General features: G+C 67.7%; 12 protein-coding genes and 2 pseudogenes. 5 read left to right on the top strand and 9 right to left on the bottom strand.

Annotated features, from left to right (window positions below; all coding sequences use genetic code 11):
• Nucleotides 1-167: 167 nt before the first annotated feature.
• The gene (locus ABD858_RS27660; RefSeq protein ID WP_345042455.1) at nt 168-716 is read left to right on the top strand and encodes an ATP-binding protein; all 549 of its coding nucleotides are present in this window, start codon (nt 168-170) and stop codon (nt 714-716) included.
• Here the strand turns inward: ABD858_RS27660 and pglX are convergent.
• From pglX to ABD858_RS27640, 4 genes and pseudogenes are all read right to left on the bottom strand, one after another.
• A complete protein-coding gene (gene pglX / locus ABD858_RS27655) occupies nt 643-4266 on the bottom strand; it encodes a BREX-2 system adenine-specific DNA-methyltransferase PglX (RefSeq protein ID WP_345042453.1) in 3624 nt (1207 codons plus the stop codon). The genes ABD858_RS27660 and pglX overlap by 74 nt on opposite strands.
• Nucleotides 4263-8870 (bottom strand): BREX system serine/threonine kinase PglW, encoded by a 4608-nt coding sequence (gene pglW / locus ABD858_RS27650; protein WP_345042452.1) that lies wholly within the window; start codon nt 8868-8870, stop codon nt 4263-4265. Before pglW ends, pglX begins: the two co-directional genes overlap by 4 nt.
• A 198-nt stretch (nt 8871-9068) precedes the next feature.
• Entirely contained in the window at nt 9069-9254 is a 186-nt protein-coding gene (locus ABD858_RS27645) for a DUF397 domain-containing protein (protein WP_345042451.1), read from the bottom strand.
• Nucleotides 9251-9364, bottom strand: a pseudogene (locus ABD858_RS27640) (transcriptional regulator); the annotation flags it as partial. The gene ABD858_RS27645 and the pseudogene ABD858_RS27640, both read right to left, overlap by 4 nt.
• A gap of 342 nt (nt 9365-9706) precedes the next feature.
• Between ABD858_RS27640 and ABD858_RS27635 the strand changes: the two are divergent.
• Genes ABD858_RS27635 through ABD858_RS27620 form a run of 4 tightly spaced genes read left to right on the top strand, consistent with a single transcriptional unit; the run spans nt 9707 to nt 18699 of the window.
• A complete protein-coding gene (locus ABD858_RS27635) occupies nt 9707-10672 on the top strand; it encodes an alpha/beta hydrolase (protein WP_345042449.1) in 966 nt (321 codons plus the stop codon).
• Entirely contained in the window at nt 10669-12735 is a 2067-nt protein-coding gene (locus ABD858_RS27630; RefSeq protein WP_345042447.1) for a vWA-MoxR associated conflict system protein, read from the top strand. Before ABD858_RS27635 ends, ABD858_RS27630 begins: the two co-directional genes overlap by 4 nt.
• Entirely contained in the window at nt 12732-13658 is a 927-nt protein-coding gene (locus ABD858_RS27625) for an AAA family ATPase (RefSeq protein WP_345042445.1), read from the top strand. The genes ABD858_RS27630 and ABD858_RS27625 overlap by 4 nt, the downstream gene beginning before the upstream one ends.
• On the top strand, nt 13651-18699 hold the full coding sequence (locus tag ABD858_RS27620) for a NaeI family type II restriction endonuclease (RefSeq protein ID WP_345042442.1): 5049 nt from the start codon (nt 13651-13653) through the stop codon (nt 18697-18699). The genes ABD858_RS27625 and ABD858_RS27620 overlap by 8 nt, the downstream gene beginning before the upstream one ends.
• A 560-nt stretch (nt 18700-19259) precedes the next feature.
• Here ABD858_RS27620 and ABD858_RS27615 read toward each other — a convergent pair.
• The 5 genes and pseudogenes from ABD858_RS27615 to ABD858_RS27595 all read right to left on the bottom strand — a co-directional run bounded on the left by ABD858_RS27615 (nt 19260) and on the right by ABD858_RS27595 (nt 24842).
• A complete protein-coding gene (locus ABD858_RS27615; RefSeq protein ID WP_345042440.1) occupies nt 19260-21149 on the bottom strand; it encodes a DNA/RNA helicase domain-containing protein in 1890 nt (629 codons plus the stop codon).
• Between the two features lie 223 nt (nt 21150-21372).
• A complete protein-coding gene (locus ABD858_RS27610) occupies nt 21373-21606 on the bottom strand; it encodes a hypothetical protein (RefSeq protein WP_345042438.1) in 234 nt (77 codons plus the stop codon).
• 715 nt (nt 21607-22321) lie between these two features.
• Nucleotides 22322-23473, bottom strand: coding sequence for a carbon starvation CstA 5TM domain-containing protein (locus ABD858_RS27605; RefSeq protein WP_345042436.1), 1152 nt, complete (start codon nt 23471-23473; stop codon nt 22322-22324).
• Nucleotides 23474-23718: 245 nt separating this feature from the next.
• Nucleotides 23719-24241 (bottom strand): annotated as a pseudogene (locus ABD858_RS27600) (isochorismatase family protein); the annotation flags it as partial.
• 79 nt (nt 24242-24320) lie between these two features.
• Nucleotides 24321-24842: a hypothetical protein gene (locus tag ABD858_RS27595; protein ID WP_345042434.1), complete on the bottom strand. Its 522-nt coding sequence runs from the start codon at nt 24840-24842 to the stop codon at nt 24321-24323.
• Nucleotides 24843-25313: the final 471 nt, after the last annotated feature.

Below are 25313 nucleotides of genomic sequence, written 5' to 3'. Positions count from 1 at the left end.
GCCCGACACCACATACAAGCGCACCGCCCACGTGTACAGCCCGCACCCGTCAGCGCAGCGCTCCTGTTCAACGCTACGCAGAGTCCGCGACCGTTGACCGCATGAATTCAGCAACTCCCCCGAACGGGCGTATGCCACATCACCCCACACCCGAACACGGGTTCACCATGCGCTTCACCTCAACCCCACGCGGAGCCCGCCTCGCCCGCCGACTGGTCTCGCACCGCCTGAACGACTGGGGCCACCCCTACACGACCCCGGCCAACGAGACGCTCACCCTCATCACGGCCGAACTCAGCGCCAACGCCGTACGCCACGGCCACATCCCCGGCCGGGACTTCCACCTTCAACTCACCCTGGCCGAGGACACCTTCCGCATCGAGGTGACCGACACACGTGCCGAGAAACAGCCCCCGTCCATTCCCCCGACCCTCGACTCCCTGTCCGAGTCCGGCCGCGGCCTCCACCTCGTCGCCACCCTCGCGGACGACTGGGGCGTCACCCCTCGCCCGGCCGCCCCCGGCAAGACCGTTTGGGCTGTGCTGCGCGTACCGACCGGAGGCCACGGGCACACGCACCCGGCGGCCCCTCGTCCGGCAGACTCGGTGTCGGCGTACGGGCACAACACCGAGTCATTTTCGGCTACTTCTTCACGGCGGCGCGACGGCCTCGGGCTGCGGCCGGGGGACGCCAGTTGCGAAGGTCGTCATCGGTGAGTCCGTGCTCGCCCTGCTTCTGCTGGCGGTAGCTGGCGAAGAAGTCCGCAGGGGAGACGCTGTAGAGCATGTCGAACTCGTTGTGCCACTGGAACAGCCACGGCTGGAGCTCCAGCAGCCCGGCGAGGAACGGCGTGATTTCCTCGGTGGACAGTGCGGTGTTGGTGAAGTACGTGGCGAGGGCCTGCGCCTGCTCCCGCTGATCCCAGCCGGCCCACCCGTACAGCTCGGGGGTAGGGGTGTTGGTCTGGGCGTAGGAGATGAAGCGTTCCTTGGGTACGTCGAGCTTGCCACGCGCCCGCCAGTAGGAGGGGCGCAGGAAGTCGGCGGAGGTGTACTTCGGCGGTACGGGGATGGAGTCCCGGATCTTGCGCTTGGCCGACTCGTCGGGCGCGGCATCCTCCTGACGCTGAAGGTCCCACACGTGCTCCCAGTCCGCGCGCTTCTTCAGGGCGGCAGGCTTGTAGCGCAGGGCTGCGAGGAACGGCACATGCTCGTCAGCGAGCAGCTCCGCGACGACCTTCGGCAGGTCCTTGCGGGGCGCGTAGAGCTTGGCAACGGAGACGAAGTCCACGTCACGGGAGAGGGCGTCGGTGAGCCGGGAGAGGGTGACGAGCGTAGGCAGGCCGTTCTCGTCGTACCAGTGGTCCCGGTTCTCGATCCGGTCGAGCAGCCAGGAGCGCAGGGCCTTCTCCTGGAGGGCGTCCCAGCCCTCGGTGGCCCAGCGGCGCTTGTACTCGGGGCGCTCAATCATGCCGATGGCGCGGGACGACTCGATGGCGTCGATCCGCTTCTGGACGATCTCCCGGTAGGGGGCTGGCCAGTGCGCGGGGATCTCCGTGATGGGGGTGGAGTTGTGCCGCTTGAACCACTCGTCGGACGCCTCGCCTGCGGCGACGCGACGCGCAAGGACGATCTCGAAGGCGCGCTCACCGAGGGCGAGTTGGGGGGTTTTGGGCTCGTTGGGGTCCTCGGAGACGCGGAGGTCTTCGGGGTACAACTTGTAGAGGGAGTAGACCTGCCAGTCCAGCTCCTCCTGAAGGGCGATCATGCGAGCGCGAGTGGATTCCCAGCGGGCCTTGGCTTCGCGGAGGGCGGGGGCAGTGGGGGTGGACTCAGTCGCTAGGGCGGAGGGGCTGGTAGTGGAGAGCTGCTGAGCAAGGGTATCGAGCACAGTTGCAAGGGCTGTGGGGTACTCGGCGGGGAGCGGGAGCTCCTGAACCTTGGTTCCCGTGAACTCGTAGAACTGCTCCCAGAGTTCGGTCTTGATGCCAGACTGATGCCCTTCTGTCCCCTTGCTGTGACTCACCATCTTGAGCCACAGACCAGCAGTAGAGCTGTTGAGCAGCCCAAGCAGCCGCAGGTGCTCCTCCCTATTGGCCCTCTCTGGCAACTTGATCACCGGAGTGGTTCGAGTGAAAGCACGTCCACTGCGGTCCAAGGCAACATGGTTATGCGTGGCTACGAAAGCAAAGTTCAGGGACCACTCGTGGGCACTGTCGTCTTTCGGGAGCTGGTGCCATTCCCACCAGGCACGGCTGTCGGCAAAGTAGGTACGGCCCGAAAACGTCGAACGATTTCCGAGCTCGGTCCGGTTAGGCCACAGAATTCGCCCGATATTCGGCATGACGCCAACGGGAGCAATCGACCGCGAAGAGTCGTACGGGTGAATCACAGAGCTGCCATCAGCAATGGCAAAGTCCCGCACCTCGTCACCTACGCCGATGCGCTTGACAAACTCCGGTTCTGCGCCGCGCATCTTGAGTACCCGGGCCGGCATCGTGAGTGCGTCATCAGCATGGGTGTCGCCGTAGAAGCCAATCCGGACAATCTGCGACTTGAGCGGTGCCACGCCAGCCACCGACAAGGCCTCGACCATCTCAAGCCCGCCGTCGGTCAAGATCCACGGCTTCCTAGCGAAATACCGCGCCCGCTCAAGGTCGTCCGCCGACACCCACTGGCTCACCGAGCCCGGTTTGTCGATCTGGTCCACGATCGCGTTCCACACCAGACCGTCCTCGGCGTTCTCCGGCGCTGCGGGCTCGCCCTGGACGCTTCGCACCGTGCGAATGGTATGCGAGCGTCCGCTGCCATCACGGCGCTTACCTACCAGGATGACAGTAGGCGTCCCATGCCCGGGGATGTAGGCGCCGGAGGTGTCGATGACCTCCGTCAACTCAACACGGTCGCGGAAGTAGCTCTCGATCAGCTTCGTACCGAACTCGCGCTTCATGAACGAGTTGGCAGTGATCTGCCCGACCATGCCGTAGCCACGCCCCTCGGCGTCCCCCCGCTTGGCAAGATCAAAGAATCTCTGCGCAAACGGCACCGACAGCGCGTACGTACCCCCGCAGGCGTCGTAAAGCTCCCGGTACAGCGCGTTGAGCTTCTTGTCCTTCACTGTGATGTACGGCGGGTTTCCGACCACCACGTGATAGCGCCCCTGCTGCAAGATCCCTGAGTGCTCGTGCACGTCCTCGGTGGCGTAGGCGAACGAGGCCAGCGGGTCGTCGGCCCCGTCCTCGTCCTCGCCCAGCAGCGTCAGTTCCAGCTGGCGGGCCTTGATGAGCGAGTCGCCGACAGCCAGGTGGATGGGCCACTCGTACCTGGCGGCCTCTGCCAGCGTCCGTACACCGCTCGCAGCCATAGCCGCAACCAACAACCGGAACCTCGCGATAGCCACCGCGAACGGGTTCAGGTCCACTCCATGCACAGAATCCAGCGCAGCCCGCACCCGCTCGTGCACGTCACGCCCCGGCTGACCCTCCCCCCACAGCCGAACCAGCCGCCGGAAGGCGCCCAGGACGAAGTGACCCGACCCGCACGTGGGGTCGATCATCTTCAGGTCCTCATAGCCGAACTCCCGGACCGCCGGGTCCATCGTGCGGTCGAGGATAAACTCCTCCACGAACTCCGGGGTCTGGAGCAACGCGTATGTCTTACGCGCGGCCTCGCTCAGGTCCTGGTACAGGTCACCCAGGAACCGCGTGTCCCAGCCCTCCGTGCCGTCCTCGTTCAGCGGGTCCGTGAAGTCATGGACCAGCGCACCCGACTCGTCGCGCTCGCGCCAGAACTCGACCAGCTCCCGCGCACCGTCGTGCGACAGCGGGATCTGGTACAGGGGGTTGTGCTTGCGATCGAAGAGCAGTCGGCCGGCCTGGCCCGCGCCCAGTTCCTCGAAGGCGCGCTCCAGCCAGCCCCGGTACGTCGGGTCGTCCTCCGCCTCCACATACGCGTCGTAACGCGCCTCGGCCAGTTCGCGACGGTCGCCGTCCGGGCCCGTCAGGTACGGCTCGGGGATCAGCCGGTTGTCCTCACAGAAGCGGACGAAGACCGACCCCAGGACCCACGCCACCGCGACCTGCGTGACGCGGTCGTCGAGCCACGAGTTCCACGTCGCCGCCGTACGCCCCAGCTTGCGCGCCTGGTCGTACTCGCCGCGCAGCCGCGTCCCGACCTCCTCCACGACCTTCACCTGCCGTGCGAGGTCGGTCTCGACCGCCTTGACCTGCTGCTTCAGGTTGTCCAACAGAGCCTTGCGGTCGATCACTTCGCGTCTCCCTCGACACTCACAGAACCCTCGCCGGACCCGAGGTGCGCCTTGCGCACCCACGTGTCCGGAAGCTGAATCCATTCCCCCAGGCCGGCCTGGTACGGCACGGCCACCTGCCCGAGCCGCGGCTCTCGCGAAGGGTCGCCCTGCGGTACGAGCAGCCACAGGCCGCGTCCGCCCTGCCGGGCCGCGTCCGCGAGGCGGTCCAGGACGCCCATCGCGTCGTACCGGGCGAACACCGCGGCCTCCGTCATCAGCACAGGACCACTCCCAGCGCCGAGCAGTTCCCGTACCCGCGGCTCGACGGAACCCCACGCCGTACGCGCGTACTCCGCGAACTTCATCGCGCCCCGCGACCCGGTCTCGGCCACGTCCGCCTTGAGCAGCGTCTCCCACGTCGGCTTCGTCCCCGGTGGGACGAGCCCGTGCATGGCCTCCAGGAACAGCTCGGTCACCGAGACGGCGCCGGCAGCGAAGCGCTCACCCGCCAGCTCCACCACCGCGTCCCGCGTCAGCTGCTGACGTACCGTCAACACCCGGTAACCGTCTCGCCGCGCCGACGCAAGCAGGCGCTCCTCGGCCCGGACCGCGCCCGCGAGCTGCGGGTCGTCCGCGTATCGCGTCACCGAACCACCGCGGGTGGACGTTCCCCAGGCCCCACCCGTGAGGTAGCTGGTGACATGGTCCATGCGGGTCGGCAGGTACCGCAGCGTCTTCGTGTCCTCGCGCATGGACAGGGACAGGTCGAAGCCTGCGTCACGCAGCGCCTTCGTCAGCGGGCCGCCCGTCGGCAGCTCGTGCGTCGTACCGCCCCGGCCGTCCGGCATGACCAGCTCCGGGAAACGCGCCCGTACCCGCTCGTGCACGTCCTCACCAGTCAGACCGGGCTGCCGCTGCTCCGGTACACCCGGGATCAGCCGCGGCAGGCCCGCCTGTGTGAGACGCAGTGCTCGCACCAGCGGCAGGTCACGCGGGTACACCTCAAGACGCGGCGTGGCGGCCGCGTTCGTCGAGGCCGCCGCCGCCAGCTCCACCATGCGGCGCTCGTCCCAGTCGATCGTGCCCGGCGGCACGGTCAGCGCGCCCAGCTCGACCAGCACCGTCGCCGCCGTCGGCAGCGTGTCCAGCTCGGCCAGCCGGTCCGCCGTCTTGCCCAGCCGCGTCGCATAGTGGAGCAGGCCGGGCGCGGTCGGGGTGTCCGGGGCGTCGTCCTCGCGTACGTCCAATGCCAGCAGGCCCGCGCCCAGCGACTCATCCGTCGCCTTGCGGTTGGGCTGGTGCTGGAACTCGGCCTCCTCCGGTACGAGCTGCTCGACCTCCACCACCGCTCGCACCGCCGCGAGAGCGAGCGCACGCCGCTGCTCGCGCTCGGTGAGCTGGGTGCCGCGGCGCACCGCCAGTGCGTCCGCGATCTCGGCTGCCGAGGCGACCCGCCCCATTCCGGCGAGCAGTTCCAGGATCTCCGCGCGCAGCGCCTGGACCGCCTCGTGGTCCTTCCAGCGCTTGCGCTCCTCCTTGAGCATCTGCGGGATGCGGCCGGCCGTCAGGCCCAGCGCCTCCGCGACATCCTTCTGCTTGGGCCAGACGCCGATGCCGTGCGGCAGTACGCCCTGCTCGTCGGGCAGGCGCAGCAGCAGCCGCACCATCTCCGCCTTGTTGCGGTTCGAGCCGTTGTTGTTGATCGCCGGTACGAAGATCGTGGCGAGGGTGTCGAGGCTGATGGAGCGCAGGCTGCGGGCCGATGCAAGCACGTCGACGACGGCCGACTCCGCGGCGGTCAGCTGCTCCAGCTCCTCCTTCGCCTCCGCCCGCCCCTGCGGGGTGAGCGGCGAAACAGGGACCTCGCGCAGCTTCTCGCCCCACTCGCGCTGACGTCGCTGGACCTCGTTGCGGGTCTTGGCGCCGAGGCCAGGGGCGTTGACGAGCTTGCGGCGGCTGTAGTCGAGCAGCTCGCCGACCTTCGTGATGCCAAGCCCGTACAGGAACGACTCCGCGGCACCCGTGAGACCGGCAACCGACAACGGGGTATCGCGGGTCACTTCAGCGGCGAGCCGGTCCCGCTGCTGCTCGGCGGTCTCCGGCTCTGCCTCCGCGATGGCGGCAGGCGTGCTCTCGCCGGGCGCGGGATGCCGGGTGCGGTGGCTGGACGGCACGGCCTGCGAGGCGTCAAGGAAGATCTTCTTCCACGCGTCCCGCATCGGCTTCAGCTCGGGGAAGCGCTTGCTGGCATCCCGGTGCAGGGCCTTCTGGAAGAACGCGACGAGCCCGTCGCGGACGGCCGGGTCGAAAGCATCAAACTCGATCTTCGGGTACGGCCACTCCTTCGCGTCCGTCATCCGCGGCAGCACAGCCCCGTCGCCCCACTTGGGCAGCTCGCCCGACGCCATCTGGTGCAGGGTGACGGCGACGGCGTACCGCTCGGCGTGGGAGTCGTACGACCCGCGCGTAATGATCTCGACGAACGGGTCGAGATAGCCCTCCGTACCCGCGTCGACGTTCTTCGCCGGGTATCCGGCGAGCGAGAAGTCGATCAGCACCAGCTCGCGGGTGCGGTTCGGGCGGATACGGATCGCGATGTTGTCCGGCTTGATGTCGCGGTGCCAGACGCCCTCGCCCTCGAGGAAGTCGACGGCGCCGAAGAGGTAGTCGCCGTACGCCTCCAGCTGGTCGATCGGGAGCCGGCCGCCCTCGCGGAGCTGGCGGGCCACCGTCTCCTCGCGGCGGCGGGAACGCGATGTCCCTTCGCCCGCCTCGCCGTTGCCCGCATCGTCCCGCTCGTCGCCGACGTACTCCAGCGCGAGGACCGTACGGCCACCGATGTGCAGCGGCTCCGGCTCGACGAGGCGGATGATGCGCGAGTCGGGGCGCAGCCGGCCCATGACCTCGGCCTCGTGGGCGAGGATCTCGCCTCGGCTGTCGGACAGGGCGACCTTGAGCACGGCCAGCGGGCGGGTCTTCTTCGCCTCGGCCTCGAGGTCGCGGACGAGGAAGGCGCGGCTGGTCGAGCCGGTGCCGAGACGGCGGCGGACCTCCCAGCGGCCGGCGAGGACATCGCCCGCGACGGCTTCGAGCGGGTCCTTCTCCGGGGCTTCGGGGGTGGCCGCGGCGGATGCCGGAGCGGTGAGGGTCTCCTCGACGATCTCCAGCATCTCCAGAAATTCGTCGACCGTGGACAGGCGCTGCTGCGGCCGGTACGCCGTGGCGGCCTGCACCAGGAAGTCGATGTCCTCCGAGAGGCCGTCCACCAGGGAGCTGGGACGCAGCCCCTCCCCTGCCTCCAGCCGGGCCAGCAGCTCGGCCTGGCTGGCGGCCGGGGCCTTGCCCGTGACCAGCAGGTACGTGAGGACGCCGAGGCCGTACACGTCCAGGTACACCGGGTCGGCGTTGAGCGCGGTCAGCTCGGGCGCGAGGTACGGGTCGGAGCCCTCGGCGATGTGCATCGCGGAGAGCGCGGTCGGCGCGAAACGGGTCGCGCCCCCGCCCTGGGACGAGCCCAGGCTCCGCTGTGTGGCGATCTGCCAGTCGGAGATCTGCAGGCGCGGGCTGAGCCAGGCTGCCTCCTCGCCCACGGCCTGGCCCTTCCTGCCCCGGTTGCGGGGCAGGACGTGCACCGAGCGCGCGGCGAGCGCCCGGTGGTGGATACGGCTGGAGTGCGCGGACCTCATGGTCTCGGCGAGCTGCCGTACGAGGGCCATCCGGCCGAGGACGTCGAGCTTCTCGCCGTACTGGACCAGGTACTCGTCCAGCTTCATCGTCTGCGGGTGGTAGTCGAAGAGCAGCGCGGGGCCGGCCGAGTGCCCGGAGGGGTAGTAGTCCTTGAGCTGGACGGCGCCGGGGTGGCGGAAGCGCTTCAGGACCGCCGCCTCGCGCCTGGCGGCGTTCTCCACGGACTGCCGAATCGTGGCGTCCGAGCCGCGTTCCCGTAGATAAATACGGATACGGGCCAGCTCGGGCAGCTCGACATGGCGGGCCTGGTAGTCGGCCCAGGTCGGTCCGGAGTCGAAAGACTTCCGATCCAGCTCGTAGGGCCCGACCTTGTACTCGGCGTCGCTGCGGCGGATGCCGATCCGCTCCAGCGCGGTCTTGATCTCGCGGGAGTCGATCGCGCTGATCCGGCGGCGCTCGTCCCGCGGCGGCTGCTCCAGCATCTTGATCAGTTCGGCGATCGTGTAGACGCCGTTCTGGTCATGGGCAGGAAGCCGGACGCGCAGGGAGTTGTCGGTGAAGCAGACCGCCTCGCCGACCCACACGCGCTTGCCGTTCTGCCCGAGCAGCCCGGCCAGCTCCTTGGCCTTCTTGTTGACGAGGTGCAGCGGGTTGCCGTGCGTGCGCCGGTGACCACCGGGTGTGGTCTGCACCCAGGTGCCGTTCTCGGAGGTGACCGAGCCGTGCCAGTCCTTCAGCTCGATCATGCACATGCCGCCGGGGGCGACCACGAGCAGGTCGACCTCACGGACGTGCCCGGTGTTCGCGGTGAAGGTGAAGTTCGACCAGGCCCGCCACGGGTCGGAGTCCGGCAGCTTCTCGCGGATGGCATCGAGGCCGCGACGCTCATGGTCGAACTCGGACTCGGTGACCGTGGTCCACCGGCCTTCCCGCATGCCCCGTCCCCGCCCTTTGCTCTTCGATCCGCGCGTCACAGTCCGCCGGGAGTCGTCCGTCCCGGACGGATGACAAAACCCCCAGCTCAGATATTAGTGGCTGGGTGTGACATGAGGAGACACAGTGAAGGACGGACAGCCAAGACAAACGGCCTGCGCGACAAGAGCTTCGAACCCGTGTCGCGCAGGCCGGACGATTCAAAGGGTGATGTATCCGACAAAATACACCCAAGCCGTCGGGCGCACGGCGAAGCGCGGCCCCTCCGTCTCCTTGGAGTCCCGGACGTACACGGCACCGGGCCGGTACGCGACCTCTACACAGTCGTCGCCCTGGGAACCGCTGTAGCTGCTCTTGAACCAGTTCAGCTCGTCGCTGGTGCTCATAGCGCTCCTCGCATCCGCTTCAACAGGTCCGCCGAGTCCGCGGGGGACAGGGCCTGTGAGCGCATCTTGGCATAGCGCATCTGCATCAGGCTGACGTCTTTACGAGGGCTGTCCGATCCTTCTGCTGCGAGTCAAGGTCCCGGAAGGCGAGCTCGCTTGCGCCGGGGATCGGGGCTCACGGGGTGGTCCCACGTGGTTCCGCAGTAGCAGGCGTCTCTCGAGCACGCCCTCTGTTCCGCTCAATGTGCCCCGGCCAACGGTCAGCTCAGCGTTCACCCGGAGTTCAGGGATCACCACTCCGGATTTCGGACAGCCCCGGCGATGACGGGGCGCACGGGATCAGTCCCGGCGCACAGGGTGGGCACTGTGGTGCGGCGTTGGTCTCGGCGGACCGATTGGTAATCTCGGGACTGGTTCAAGTCCTGTGTCGAGCATCACTGTTGGGGGGATCAATGAAGCCGCGCCTGGTGTTCGTGCACGGCATCGGAGGACCGAGGGACGTCGCAGCTGAATGCAAGGAATGGCTGCAGGAGCTGGCCGCCGGAGCCCGGGCAGCGGGCCACTCCCACCGGGTGCTGGATCTGATGCAGGGATGGGCCGCCGATGCCAGGTTCGCCTACTACGGAGACCTGTTTCGGCCTCCGGAAGCCCAGGGTGCGGAGTCCGGAGCCGGCAAGGACGCGGACAACGACCTGGTCGTCGGGCTGCTGCTGGAAGCCGTCGATGAGAGGCTCGCGGACCCCGGTCTCGGCGGCACCGAGGAGCGGACGCTGCGGCATGCCCGGGCTCAGCTCGCTCCCACGGGTGTCCCGCAGGGAGCCGGGAGCGCCGGACGGCGGGCGCTCAATGCGCTCACTACACTGATGTCGGTGCCGGGGCTGCGAAGGATCGGCGGCTGGGGCGCCTCGCGGCTGACCGTCACCGCACTCGGGCAGGTGGCCCGCTACCTCGGCCGGGGCGAGCCGGACAGCGATGGCCTGACTCTCGACACCAGAATCCGGCAGCGGGTCGCCGACACGCTCGACCCTGAAGGGCCGACGATCGTGGTGTCCCACTCCCTGGGCACCGTCGTCGCGCTGGAGACACTTCACGCCCATCAGGGTTTCTCCGTGCCGCTGCTGGTCACCCTCGGTTCACCGATCGGCATGCGGACGGTGGTGCTTCCGCATCTGCGTCCGCAACCGCTCCAGGTGCCGGCTCAGGTCGGCAAGTGGCTCAACTTCTGGGACCGTGACGACATCATCGCCGCCCGTCCGCGGCTGGAGGCGTTCGTCCGTCCGAACGCCGCCACCGTGCTACCGGTGACTTCCCGGGTCGACTCCGATGGCGTCTGGGTGCATCCCGCTGCCAAGTATCTTGCGCAGCCAGCGGTGGCGGGTCCGGTCGTGGAGGCTCTGGAGTCGATCGCGCGCGCATGACCGAGATCCGACATGTCCTGGTAATCGCTCCCCAGTGCCCGGCGCTCGGAGCTCTCAAAGGCCTTGAGACCGTCGCCGAGTCCCTCTACGAGGCAGTGACGAACCCTTGGCTGGGCGGGTGCGAGAAGGGGCCGCTGACCTCGCCTTCGCTCTTGAGTGGTGGCTCCGTCACCCAGGCGGGGGTCGAACAAGCGATTCGGGAAGCCGCCGATCGGGCCGGCAAGGCGGGGGCGACGCTGGTTCTCGCCTTGATTGGCCACGGCACCGTTTCGGGCGGACGGCTCTACTTCATGGCCGGCAGCTCCACCGCTGGAGACATCCACACCGGGGTGGACGTCGGTGCGCTCCTGCTGCAGACGCTGGAGGCGCCAGGCCTAAACGGCGTGATCGCCATCGTCGACACCTGCCATGCCGCCGGTGCGATCCCCGATCTGAACTCGCTGAGCCTCGGCGACCAGGGCGGCAGGACACGCCTCTCGATCCTGATGTCCTCCGCCATACGCGAGGACTCCTATGAGCTGAGATTCACCCGGGGCATCGTCAAAGTGCTGACCGAGGGCATCTCCGGGGCCGGTGAGTATCTGGAACCGTCAGCAGTCGCCGATGTGGTGAGGACCGACGCCGAGATCGCTGGCCAGACTCCGGTCAGGGTGGAGCTCGACGGAGATCCCTTCGCCGAAAGGCGCCTGTGGCTCGCCCGTAATCGCAGGAATCAAGGATGCGTCAGCAGTGCCGGTTCACTCCTCGGTCCGGTGGCCATCGAGGAACTGGACCGAGCATTGGAACCCTTGGGGCGCGCCGGCACGGCGATCACCTGTGTTGGCGACATGGAAGCCCTGCGGCGTGAGATCGCTGACCGCGCCGATCCGCTGTCGGCGGATCGAGCCCTGGCCTTACGCGTTCTCGATGTGCTGCAGGAAGCTCCCCGTACGATCGCCCTGCTCAATTCCTGGCCTGGCACGGCACTGACGTCGGGACGGCTGCGGCGGGCACTGTCCGCTGGGTTCTTCCGCTCCGGCGAGAGTCTCCCGATCACATCCGGTAGTGAACTTGTCCGCGATGCGGTCGAGTTTCTTCTGCTGCGCGCCCCTGGCATAGGACAGAGTCGCACGGCATGTCTGGCAGCCTTCGTGGCAGCTCTCGCTCTCGACACCGACATCGACCAGAGCACACCGGTACTCACGCGATGGGCCCAGGAAATCGGGGCGGCGATCGAGCTCAATGACGCCTTCGAGGAGCTACGTAAGCGAGACCCCAAAAGGCGCGCACGGCTGGTTGTCAGTCTGCACTCAGCCGTCGGTGACGAGTGGCCCGAGTCGCTCGAAGCGTGGCTGTTGGCGGGCGACGGACGACGCTGTCCCCACGAGGCGTTCCCGTGCGAACCCAGCAGGAAGGGGGTGGAGCGGAAGCTGGGCGCCGTGCTGAAGTGGGCCACCCAGCAGGCACAGGAGCTGGGCACTCCTCTGCATCAGGTCGAGGTTGCAGCCTCCGCAGCGCTGTTGGTCGAGTGGCGCCCGGAGGAGACGAATGTGGGACTGCGTATGGGGGCACGGTACGACGTCGTGCTGCGCTGGAGTGACCGGATCCATCCGCCCCCAGATCTCTGGTGGATCAATGATGTGGCCAGAGAGCGACTCATAGCCATGGACACGCCCTGCGCGAGCGGCGCCCCCGTGGACTGGCTGAGCGAAGAGGACACCCGCCATGTCCCCGGCCTCGGCGAGCGACTCGAGAACGGAGAGTTCGACCGGGCAGTCGCGGTCAGCCACCGGCCTGCCCGGCTCAAAGAGCTGATCACGTCGCTGCTGCCCTATTCCCCGATCGTGATGTGGCCTGGCGGCCAGAGCCAGCTCCCTGCGGAGACCCGTCACAGCCTCGACACATACTGGCAATCCTTGCCGGCCGAGTTCTGCAGGGCCTACCGCGACAGTTGGAAGCAGAACTGCCCGGAGAGGCCGGGCGCCCAGCTCGCCCAGCTGCGCACGATCTGGCACGACCTTGAATGGCTCGAATTCTGCAGCTGGTTCGAGCAGTTCACGACAGAGGGGGAGATTCCCGCATGACCTGGCAGCCCTTCTACGTCGGGGACGGCACGCCGCGCGATGTCGACCTGGGCGATCCTCCACCGTGGCGCAGCTTCCCCCGCCGGACGCTGCACAAGGAGTTCCGCCCGCCCAAGGGCCTCGTCGACGCCGTCAACGCGGCGCTTGTGCTCCGGCGTCCGCTGCTTGTCACCGGGCCCGCCGGGTCCGGTAAGTCCACGGTGATCGAACAGGTGGCGTCGGAGCTCAAGCTCGGCACCGTACTGCGTTGGCACATCACTTCCCGGAGCAGCCTGCAGGAGGCCCTGTACCGCTACGACGCGCTGGGGCGCATCCACGCCCAGCGCCTGGACCCATCCGGGGGCGACGACATCGAGCCCTTCCTGCACATGGGGCCTCTGGGAACGGCACTGCTCCCGTCCGACCATCCTCGCGCACTGTTGATTGATGAGATCGACAAGAGCGATCTCGACCTGCCGAGTGATCTTCTTGATGTGCTGGAGCGCGGTGAGTTCGAGATTCCGGAGCTCGCCCGGTACAAGCACAACGTCGTACAGATCCGCGAATCGGGCAGCGATCGGCGCAGCGGCGTCACCCGCGGGCGAGTACAGTGCACAACCTTTCCCTTCATTGTCATGACCAGCAACGGCGAACGCGACTTCCCTGCAGCCTTCCTGCGGCGGTGCGTACGGTTCACCATGCCCATGCCCACAGTGGAGACGCTGCGCCAGATCGTCGAAGCCCATCTGACTCCCGACCCTGCACACAACGGCCCGGTCGACACGCTGATCGCCATCTTTGTCGACCGACTCAACGCGGGCGAGAGCCTGGCGATCGACCAGCTCCTCAACGCCGTCCACCTGCTGGGCGGCATCGCCGCTCCCGAGGGCGGGGACCGCCAGGAGGTCATGGAACTGATTCTGCGCGAGCTGTCCCGTGCCTGACCTTGACCATTTGGCGCCGGCGCTCCATGCCCTACGCAGCGCTGTGCCGCAATTGGACGGCACTGGGCTTGCCGAGGCGCTGTGGCTGGCGGCACGCCTGGGCGAGGAGGCGGAACCACAGGACACCGATGTGCGATCGGGGACCGGGGACGGCCCGGCCAACGCGCCTGGAGAGGAGGCCACCAGCGAGCCGGACAACGAAAGCCGTGACACCAAGGCGGACACGCCCCATGCCCCTGCTCCCGGACCTGCAACCGGCGAGCGCGCCCTGCATGAGCGCCTGCCCGGCAGCAACACCCAGCTACCTGGGAATCCGATGAGCGCGCCCCGGGCCCCCAGCCCGGCCCGCTCCCTCGACCTTCCCCGGGCCCTGCGTCCCTGGAAAAGGCGATGGCCCCAGGGACGCCACCACGTCCTGGACATCGATGCGACCGTCGACGCGTACGCCCAGAGCGGCGAGCTGATCCCCGCGTTCGCAGCCGAACCCGAGCGCTGGTTCGATCTTGTGCTGATCGTGGAGACGTCCCCTTCCATGCAGGTCTGGCAGGACACAGTCGACGACTTCACCACCGCGCTGGGCGGGCTCGGCGCCTTTCGCACCCTTCGGACCATCCGCCTTCTGTTCGGCTCGGACGGTAGCCCGGAACTCCGTGACCAGCAGGACCGCCTCGTGGCCCCCGGCCGCTTGCGGGCACCGGACGGACGGCAACTGATCGTCGTGGTCTCCGACTGCACGATGCCGACATGGCGCGAACCGAAGGTCTGGAAGCTGCTCCGGGAGTGGGCGGAATCGACCCCCACAGCCCTGCTCAATCCGCTGCCCACCAAACTCTGGCGCCGAACTGGCCTCAACCTGCCCATCGTCACCGTCACACTGGACGCCCCAGGAGCTGGTAACACCCGGCTGCGCTACGAGGCACCGCTGCCGCCCGCTCCCACAGGGCCCGAGGACGGTCACCCTCTTCCGGTCCCCGTTCTCTCGCTGTCGCCTTACTCCTTGGCACGGTGGTCGCGTGCGGTAATGCGGAACGACCCGGCAGGGTGCAGCGCAGCCCTGGTACCAGCGGGCGGCCGGCAGCCGGTCCGCACCCATCGGCCAGGCAGTCCTCGCCCGTTGCCCCTTGAGGTCCGCGCACAGGGATACCTCCGTACGGCATCCCCACGCGCCGTACGTCTGGCTGTTCTCTGCTCGGCGTTCGACCAGCTGAGCCTGCGCCTGCTGAACGTGATCAGGCAGGAGCTAGTCCCCGAGGCCACGACGGCCGATCTCGCGGAGATGATCACCAGCGGCCTGTTCTCTCTCGAGACGGATGCCGACGGGATCATCGTCCTGGGTGTGCCCGGCGCGGTACGGGACACACTGCGAGAGCACTTGGCGGAGCACGAGGTGCGGCGGATGCACCGCGCGGTGAGCCGCCACATCGGTTCACGGGGCGACGGGCGGGCACAGCTGCCGTCCGTGGCGTACGACTCCGAAAGCTCGACGCAGCTCCCGGCCGAGCTGCAGGCCTTCGGGCATGCCTCACAACGGACGCTGGAGTTGCTCGGGCTCTCCGTACCAGGGGCCTTCACGCCCCGGCCATCCCTGTACTCCTCGATAACCCCCCTTCCTGGCCAGCCGAGAAACTTTACTGGTCGGTGGATCGCCGTGTCGGACATGGTCCGACACCTCACGACCGCCGCGTCCCCTGTGGTGTGCGTGTCTGCCCGCGATGCAACGCGGGGCGCCGGAAAGACGGCGCTCGCCCTTCAGGTGGCCCACCTTGTGCGGGAGTCGTTCCCTCATGGGCAGTTCTTCGTGGATCTGCGTGGGTCGACAGAGCACCCGGTGGACCCCGACACGGTCCTGCCTGCCTTCCTCACGGCCCTGGGTGTTCCGCCAGAGTCCGTCCCAGCGGAGCGGCAGGCCCGCCTGCGGGCGTATCGCGAGGCGGTGGCCGCACGGCGTGTGCTCTTCGTCCTGGACAACGCGGCCGACGCAGCACAGATCAGGGGCCTGCTGCCGCGGAGCGCCGGCTGTGCGGTCATCGTGACCAGTGTGCATGCCCTGTCCAGGGTGGCTGGGGCCCATCGGATCGAACTGGGGCCGCTGAATGAGGAGGAGCGGCTCACCCTGCTCATCCGCATCATCGGGCGCGGGGCGGTCCACCGTGCCCCTCAGGCCGCGAAGAAACTGCTCGACGCGTGTTGTGGGTGGCCGCTGGCCATCGAACTGCTCGGCCGGTGGATCGCATCCGGGCAGGCACCAGCTATGGACCAGCTGGCATCAGACGTAGACGCCAAACGCCGGACTCTCGGCCCCATGACCAATTCCAGCACAGCCGTTGAAGCTGCTTTCCACCGACGTTTCGACGCGTTGAGCGCGGAGGAAGCCCGTGCGTGCCTGCTGCTCGCCCTACCCGAGTATGAGCAGCTGTCCGCAGAAGAGGCCATGGCCATTGTTGGCCAGAGCGCCTCAGGAGGCCTGGCACGGGCCCTTGTCAGCTACGGGCTTCTGGTGGAGAACCGGCCGCGCCAGTACGAGTACCAGGCCTCGTTCCGCCACTTCGCGCGCCGACTGGCCGCCGGCAACGAATGGCGGCTCGAGCGACGAGACGCCATTGCACGTCTCCTCGATCACTACTGTGTCACTGCTGCCGGCCTCTACACAGTCGGCCGTCCAGGCGACCGACTCCCCGAGCGACTGGGATTCGCAGCCAAAGCGGTTCCCCATGGAATGCCGACGCAGATCGACTCGCTCGTGCCAAACATGCTCGGCATCGTCATGTACATGGACAAAGCGTCGCTGCGCCAGCGGGCAGCACTGCTCCTCCTTATGCAGGACCTGGTCGGCTCCCGGCGGCACGCCTCCCTCTACCACGTAGCGGTACAGGCTTTGATCGACAAGGCTGCCGACTCGGACAGCCAGCGTTACAGCCTGGCGGCCGGTTACCTCATGCTCGGGCACATCCATCTCACCGCCGGGCGGCTGACCGAAGCCCAGGCTGCGCTGACCCGTGCGGAGCAAGCCAACGCTAGTGACGCCGCATTCGCAGGGCTCATGCCGTATCTTCACGGAACGGTCGCCCTGCGCTGCGGTGCGTACGAAGATGCGTACGCCTGGCTCCGGAGGGCGAGCGCGGAATACCGGGCTGCGAACGACCAGCATGGCAGGGCAACGGCCCAATTGACGCTCTCCGAGCTGTATCTGGAGCAAGGAAAGAACGACCTGGCGGGGCAGGCGGCCAAATTCGCCCTTGATGTTTTCCGGGAGCTGAAGGCAACTCGGGAGGTGGGGAACGCGCTGCGCGTACTCGAAGCCTCGCAGCGTTCTGAAGACGGCCCGGCGGAGGACCTCCTGGAGGCCCAGCGGGAGGTCTCTGAACTCTACCGGACACACGGCATGCGCGAGTCGGAGAGCCAGGTTCTCAGCCGCCTTGCGCAAAATCTGCTCGTACGCGGACGAACTGGAGAGGCGAGGCAGACGGCTGAGATGGCACTCCAAGTAGCCGTCGACGTCGGTGACGTCGAGGGCCAGGGCCAGGCGCTCATCGTCCTTGGCCAAGTACTGCTGGTCTCAGGTGGCGCGGACATGGCGCGGATGCCCTGGCGGCAAGCCTTGGACCTGCTGCATCCCACTCGTGGCCATGCAGCGATCCAGTTCTACGGACTTCCGTCACCGAAGCATAAGAACTCCGGCACGACCTCTCAGTGGGTCATCTGTGTACCTATCCCGCCAGAGAGCGCCCTGACCGAACCCGATGCATGGATTGTGGTTCACGATTTGATTTTGGCGCACGCGGGAGTCCAGCCGCATCAGGTTCGGTCATACGTCACCGAGGGCGTGTGTCTGGTACTCGTAGATACAGCAGTCTCGCTTGCCGCGCTGCTGATCGAGCTGCTGGACCGGTTCCCCGGAGGACTCCCTGCGCGCATGGCCGTCCACAAGGGGGCGGTGGACACCGGATCAGCGGACCTGTTGAGCCAGGCCGCCATCGAGACCACGTACCGGATACTTTTCGCTATCGACGTGCCTCAGATCACGGACCCTCGCATTCTGTACGTATCGCCAAGCGCGTTCGGGAACGCGCTGCGCAGCCCGTCCGGGGCCGCTCTCGCTGACCGTTTCGTCTGCCACCGTGGCGTCGATGGCTATGGCGCTCTGGACGTCTGGACCCCGATCGCCGAACGGTCACACTCGGCTGACGAAGAACTCGCCCGACTGTACTCGGCGTTGATCAGCCGCGACCCAGAAGGACGCCGGTTTGCGAGGTTGCTCCGAGGATGCCTGGACGCGCTCCTCGATGGCGCAAGGACCGGGCGGTTCGCTGTCAGGGATCTGCATCCAGAGGAGAAGAGCCTGATCGGCCGACGGGTGGAGGAGGAACTTATTCAGGAGTTCGGCCTGGAGCCTGACCTTGACCTCCGGGGATCTTCCGATACGCGACTCGACGGCATCGAATTCGAGATCAATTTCTCCCTCTTCGAAGGGCACTGGATGTTCCCGCCCGAAGCCATGGACCGCATCTGTCTGGTGGTCCATGTGGACGATTACACCTCCCGGTGGTCGGCCGGCCTCATCCGGATACGCCCGGGGCTACTCAACAGGGGTGTGAACCGGGATATGAAGAGAACCCTCAAAACCGAGAAGCGTGGATCAGTGCTCTGGCTGTTCCATGGGGCCGAATTGCCGGAGAATCTGCTGCTGCACCTCGACGCCGACACACGTGCCGCGATCTTGGCACCTTCGTCGGCTCAGGCCCGTATCAACGAGCTCTTCCGTCGGGTGCAAATCAGGCGGATCCCACTGTCGGCTCTGCGTACGGTGGCCAAGCAGGATGACGTCGCCAGGCGGGTGCGCACTGCCCGGCGAGAGCTTGAGCAAGAAGGCTTCCTGATTTTGGGTCACATGACGACGGATTCCGATCGGGCGCGTGCGCTGCGGATTCCCGCCCCAGAGCGCGGTGAATACGTAAGCGTTCGGTTGACCCGCCTCAAGCCGCACCACGGTGACCGACCATCTGTGCTGCTCGACGGAACGGCCTGGACACTGCCGCACTGATGAGCCAGTGGGCCCCGTCCGCGCCGCCTCCGCCCAGATCGTCTTCCTAGGCCCGACCGCTCGGCGACGCCCCACTTTCCCACAATGCCGCGACGAAGAGCAGGCCACGCCCGATCAACTTCAAGGCACGCAGGAGACTCCTCAGGAGGTCTCTCCGCGTGTGTCGGTAACCTCGATTTGAATGGCCCATTCGTCGAGCGTGAGGCGCAGCTCGAAGGTATCGCTCCTGACTCCAACCGTGCGTAACAGCGTTGGCCTCTATGGCGGCGATGGCATGGGGCGGTTCGCTGCCATAGGGGAAGCCCCAAGCGTCGATCTGCTGGACTGCGAGGACACGGCCGAGGCAGGCGCCCCGGCGCGTTGAGTTGAAGCACTGCCCCTTGATGCGGACGTGGACAGGTTGATCCGGAACACATACAAGGTGCTGAACGACTGACGCTTCGTCGCCCCGAGAATTCCGGCATCACCAACTACGGCACGATGTCCAACGTCGCAAATCAGCCCGGGGCAAAGAAATCCACCGTGTCCAACGCCGTCGTCGGCTCTGCCTGCACGGCTGGTCAGAGGACCGCAGGAACCACCGCCCGCTCCGCCCCCACCAGCTCGCGCAGCTTCTCGCGGGTCTCCGGGTCCGTCGAGTACACGATCGTTCCGACCATTCCCCGGGTCAGCAGCACCTTGTAGGTGTTGCGGATCAGGCGGTCCACGTCCGCGTCCGGTGTGGACTTCTTGAACACCGGGTCTTTCGACGCAGTACGGTCCGTGACCCAGCGGTCGCCGCGCCAGACCATATCGGGGCCGATGATGACGCCGGACCAGTCGTACTCGAAGCCCTGCGCGGTGTAGACGCAGCCGATCTGGCCGAAGCCGGCCGGGTCGGTGGCCCACAGAGCGGACGGGGGCGCGCCAGAGATGGCGCGCTCGCCGCGCAGGTTCCAGGGGCGGGCCCAGGTGCCGATGACGACGTCTGCTGGGAGCGGGGCGCCCGGCTTGGGCTCCAGCGACCAGGGCCAGCAATAGCCGGCGGACATACGGGCGCCGTAGTCCTGGGCACGGCGGGCTTCGAGGAAGGCCTCCATCTCCTCGGGGCTGTCGGCAAGCAGCAGCTGCATGCGGTCGTCGGGGTCCCAGGCCACCGGCCCGCCCGCCTCCAGGCCGAGGAGGCGTACCACCCAGCGCAGGTAGGCGTCGCTGCCGCCGCAGCGGAACTGGCTGTCCAGCGGTACGACGGTGCAGCGCAGGCCTCGTCTCGCGGCTGCCGCCTTGATCTCGGCCACCGTTCCCATCTCGCCGGGGCGCACCACCTGGTGTTCGTCGAGAAGGAACACCGGGACGTGCGCGACATCGATGAGCTCGTCGATCTGGGCCTTGCCGGTGCGGTGCTCGGCACGGGTGTAGCGGTTGGCGGAGGTTTCGCGGATGCGGTGCGCCTCGTCGCAGATCAGGGCGCCGAGGCTGTTCTTCTCGGCCGTCATGAAGCTGTTGAAGTACTTGAAGAGATCCTGCACTTCGCGCTTGCGCTCACCTGCGACCTTGCGCATGGTCTTGGTGAACGACTGCGAGCCGGTGGCGTGCAACGCCGGCACTCCCCGCCGGTAGAGGTCACCCAGGAGCTGGAGTGCGATGACGCTCTTGCCCGTGCCGGGGCCGCCCGTGACGACCACGACCTCCTTGTGGTCGGAGTGCTTCGCCTTCTCGACGGCGTTGAGGACCATGCGGTAGGCGACCTGCTGCTCGTCGAGGAGCACGAACTGCCGGCGTTCGCGCACCTCCTTGGCAGCGACGGACATCAGCTGCTTGGAGGGAGCAGTCTTCCCGTCGAGAAGTTCGTCGGCTGCTCGCGCGCCGGGGTGTTTGTCGCTCAGCTTGGAGCGGAGGTAGTCGATGAACTGCCCGCGCCGCCCGCCGGTGAACAGCTGGCCCTGGTCGTCGACCTCGATCGCGCGCAGTCCGCTCGCGCCGAAATCGGTGGCATTGTGCAGGAAGGCAACCCCGCTGACCCGCTCGGGGTGGTTGGCCACTGCGCCGTTGAAGTTGACGAGGTACTGGCGGTAGCGGCGTACCTGCTCAATGGGGTTGAGGACGGGGTGCGTATAGGCGTCGACGTGGCAGAGGGCCGGGTCGTCCTCGTCCGGGGCGGCCTGGCTCCACTGCTTCAGTTCGACCACGACGTAGGAGGGTTCCCCGGTGACGGGGTGAACTCCGGCAAGTACGGCGTCGGCGCGCTTGCTGTTCAGCGGCAGGGAGTACTCAAGGAGGACCTCGACCTCACCGAGCCCCGCTTCGTTGAGAGCGGAGGTCAGGACGGGGATGCTCCGTTCCCAGGAACGGACCTCCGAGGGCCCGGGGCGATAGCCGTGCATGTGGACGAACTGCTCGGTCAGGTGGAGGAAGAGAGAGGTGTCAAGTGCCTTGGCGGCGACGGACTTCGCCGACTCGCGGAACAACAAGGAAAGCCCCCAGGCAGCACGAAGAGACTCGTGCGGGTGGGGGCATGTCCTTCGAAACTCCACTGACGCGGAGCGGAAGCCCGTCGGGCCGCGATGACGATGTGATCAATGATACCTGTGGGTCGTTGAACGCCAGGGGGGTTCGATGGCATCCGGCCGGTAGCCTTCGTGGGCGCCGCCCACGGTGCGCCGACACGCCGCCTCAACGACTCGCGCCTCTACTTCAGCTGATGATGCGGGAGATCCGCACCGATACCGAGTCGCCAGTTGGTCCGATGAACTCCAGAGGCTCGGCAACCCGTCGCCACATCAATGTTTCGGCGAGGCTGGATCCGGGCGAGAGTCGCTGCGCGCGGGAATTGGGGATCTCCGCGATCTCGTACGTCTGCCTGCCCTCTTGGTCATCCCTGACGACCACGACAAGGCAACCGGGCACGACGTTGTCCAGTTGGGTCACAGAAGGGTCGGGCAGGACGTGGCCCACGTATGACTGGAAGAAGTCTCGTCGGTGCTCGTACCGAAGCCTCCGTCGGGCCAACTCGGCGCGTATGGAGCGGTAGGAAGCCAAATCCGGCGCCACGAAACGGTCGTCGGGCCGCTGAGCCAGTCGTGGATTCTCGCCAACTCCCGCTGTGCGCACCTGAAGGACTCGACCGTGACCCTCTCGACGGGGAACTCGCCTTGCTCAACCGGACCCTCTTGAGGAATTCCACCTTCCGGTTCCTCGTCGACTGCGGCCTCCCGGGCCGGCTCACCCTGCGCATCGGCCTCCCGCGGGGGTTCTGAAACCTCCCCGCCCGAGACGAGTGCGGCGCTTCCGAGCCGGTCGGACATGTAGGACGACAGTCAGGATGGGACGGCCTCGGCGCCTTCTGGCGCGGGTTCGGTGTCCGTTATCCCGCTCGGTGCCGACGGACGCTTCCCCGAGGAGAAACTGAAGGCCCGACGTTGTGCTCTGGATGCGATAGTCGGGGCCGACACGGTGGGCTCGTACAACGGTCAGGGCTCCGCAGAGGCCTTCGCAGCGCGGACCTTCGCCCTGGTCGTCGGCAACGTGGAGACACACTTCATCACGGCAGCGCCCGCCACCTGCACCGCAAGGCGGAGCTCGCCCCGGGGGTGAACGGGCCGCGCCCACGCTTCCTCCCGGCCTCAGGGCATCGTTGTGTTGCCTATGCGTAGTAGGTCCCCACGGCCATGACGCAGAAGAACCACACCCACGCGGCCCGTCGGGCGGCGCGAGGCATGGGCAGCGCCGTCCGACTGCGCCTCCAGGCCCATTTCCGGCGTCCCCACATGGTCAACAGGACCAACGCCACGATGAGGTTCATCGCGGCCAGGGTCTGCTGAACGGACGGGGGAGCCCCCATGGCTCCGCCGTTGTCGAGCCGTGCCCAGTTTCCGAAGAGCAGGACGGGCACCCACCACACCATGCCCGGACGTCCGGGGTCGGTCTTCACCTCGGTCGGCTCTCCGGCCTCTCCGGACAGGCGCAGGTGTTCCGTGCCGAGGCGGCCGGCGGCCTCGTCCTCGGCCGCACGTCCGGGTTCGGACACGATGCTCGGCTCGGTCGTACTAGCGGCCCTCCCTGCGAGACGTGGATATTCCGCGCCCGAACTGCTGACGGCCGCACGCTCCATAGGACGTCCGGATACAGACGCCCCCTTCGCTTCGGCCGGGATCCCTGCCTTCCCCGTGAGACGCAGGTACTCCGCGTCCGGCTCCGCCCGGCGCGCGTCTTGCTGTGCCAGAACCGCGGCGTCGTACTCCGCTCGCTGCCACGCCGGCCGGGCCTCCGACTCGCGGTCGACTGTTTCGGCCTGTTCCAGAGTCTCCGCCAGAGCCCGTCGAGCCGCCAAGCGTGTGAGCGCGGCTGTCAGACCAGCCGCCACATAGCGGCGCTGCAAATCCGCCCGCTGCTGCTCGACGATCTCGTCGACCCTGCGTCGATCCTCGTGGGACAACCTCTTCGGGGCGCGGGCCTCCGCACGGGCCACGCAGGACTCCCGCCACCGGACCAGGTCCTGGGCCCGGTGCGGCCCGATGCCGTTCACGTGAACTCTGCCACCGCCCGCCTTGCGGATCCAGATGACCTCGCTGCCGCGGCCGTTCGGGGCCGTACCCCAGCTGAAGCCGACGAAGTCGGCGGCAGTGCGGATACCCCGGTCACTGAGGTCTTCGATGAGGATGGCGCCCAGGCCGTTGAGTTCCCGCGCGTTCACGTACTGCTTGCGCAGGGCCGCATCGATGTAGCGCCTCCGTATGAGACCCAGCGCCTCGGCCTCTGCGTGCTTTCGGTTCGTATCGAGTGCCTGGAGCCGCACAGTGATCGCATCCCGTGTGCGGCTCAGCGTGCGCTCGGCCTCTGCGAGGGTGTCGTGGTACGTCCGATGAGCGCGCTCCCGGGCCTGGTCTGCCAGTCGGGCTTGCCGCCTCTGCGAGCGGCGCTCCGTGAGGAGCGTGCGCTGGGCACGTATGGCTTCACGAAGGCTGCGCCGCTCAGCATGGAGCGCTTCACGGTGGGAGTGGTGAGGATGATGGTGCATAGCACATTGAGAGTAGGTGACAGCTCGGTACGCCTGATGATCTCCTCCGCGCTCAAGGTGCGGGGGTCGGCGAGCATGTCGGCGATGCTTCGGTCGGCAGGGGCGTCGCGGTGCGGGATGGGGTTGGTCGCGGTGGCGTCGGTGACGAAGGTGACCCGGTAGCCCAGGTCGCTCGCGACGCGGGTGGTGGTCTCCACGCACTGTTCGGTGCGGACGCCGCAGACGGTGAGTTCCAGGATGCCGTGCGGGGTGAGGAGCTGCTGCAGATTGGTGGTGGAAGGCGTTGTGCGAGGTCTTGTGGAGCATCGGTTCGCTGTCCTGACGGTCGAGTTCCTCCATCAGCCGGACGCGGCCGAGGGCAGGGTCGAAGACGTCGCCGCTGCCGGGCTCACTGTGCAGCACCCACACCACCAGGTCCCCGGCCCGGCGGGCGAGCCGGACCGGTCGGTTGACCTGGTGGGCGATCTTCGGGTCGGAGATGGTCTCCCACAGGGAGCGGGCGCGGAAGGATTCCTGGACATCGACGACGATCAGTGCTCGCGTCATGTCCTGAAGTCCGTCCGGCGCGGCCGGGATGGGGACAGGCCGCATCAGGTCCGGGGGCGGACCGATCCGGTCGGCTCGCTCAGTCGTCCGTGACCGTCAGGTGATACGTCGTGTCCACCCGGAAGCCGCCGGACGTCATGGCCTTGATCTCGACGACGTACTGTCCGGCGGGCAGCGGTTCGAAGGCGCACCACAAGCCCCAGGCCACACGCCTTTTCTCCTCTGCCCGGAACGGCGGTGAGGTGAACTCCCGGATCGGCAGCGGGAGAGCGTTGAGGAACACCTTGGCCCCGGCGACCTCCAGCACCATCGGCTCGCGCTGGAGCAGGCTCTGCGGGCGCTGGGTGTTGACGACGGGGAAGAAGACGGGCCGGCCGGTGGGGATCGAGCAGCGCCGTACGACACGGCCGCCGTACGTGCCGGCGAGGAACCACACATCGTCGGGCTGCTGCCAGTCGGCGAACTCGCCGGTCTCGTCGCGTACCGGGCTCCGCTCCCAGGGCGCCGACAGCGCCCACTGCCACCAGCGCGCGGCCAGTTCGCCGCCGCGCTCCTCGTCGAGCTCCAGGTGGCCGCCCCCGGCGGACACGAAGTCACTCATGGTGATCCCGCCCCTCCCTTGGTCGTACATATGCACGATCATGTGTGATCACGTTCGCGTGACCTTACCTGCCGCGCAGGTGCCCCCGTTCACCCTGATGGCCCTCGCGCCGACCCTGGCCGGATGTGCCGCGGCCTCCTTCGCGGGGGCGAGCCCCGCCTGGGCCGCACTCGCCGCCGTGGCGGCGCTCTGGGCCGCCCTTGCAGGTCATTGCCCCCCGCACGGCAGGCCGGCCCCTCACGGCGCGGCATCCGTGCTGATCACCGCAGCACCGCCGCGGGCTGCCGTCGACCTCGCGCGCGGGAACCCGCTGCGCGGCCGTCGTGTTCGGCAAGGTGACCTCGGTGACGGGGCCGGTCCTTGGCCGTCCTGGCCGCGGCAGGTCTCGCAGCTGCGCGACGACCGCGACCGTGCGGGTGATGGCGTCGGCGTCCCGGGCTGGAGCGGTGCGTGGCCGGCAAACAGAAAAAC

It is taken from the genome of Streptomyces sannanensis, assembly GCF_039536205.1.
Classification (GTDB): Bacteria; Actinomycetota; Actinomycetes; order Streptomycetales; family Streptomycetaceae; genus Streptomyces; species Streptomyces sannanensis.
The sequence above is the reverse complement of the archived record's forward strand: the minus strand, read 5'-3'. Positions and strand labels throughout refer to the sequence as shown.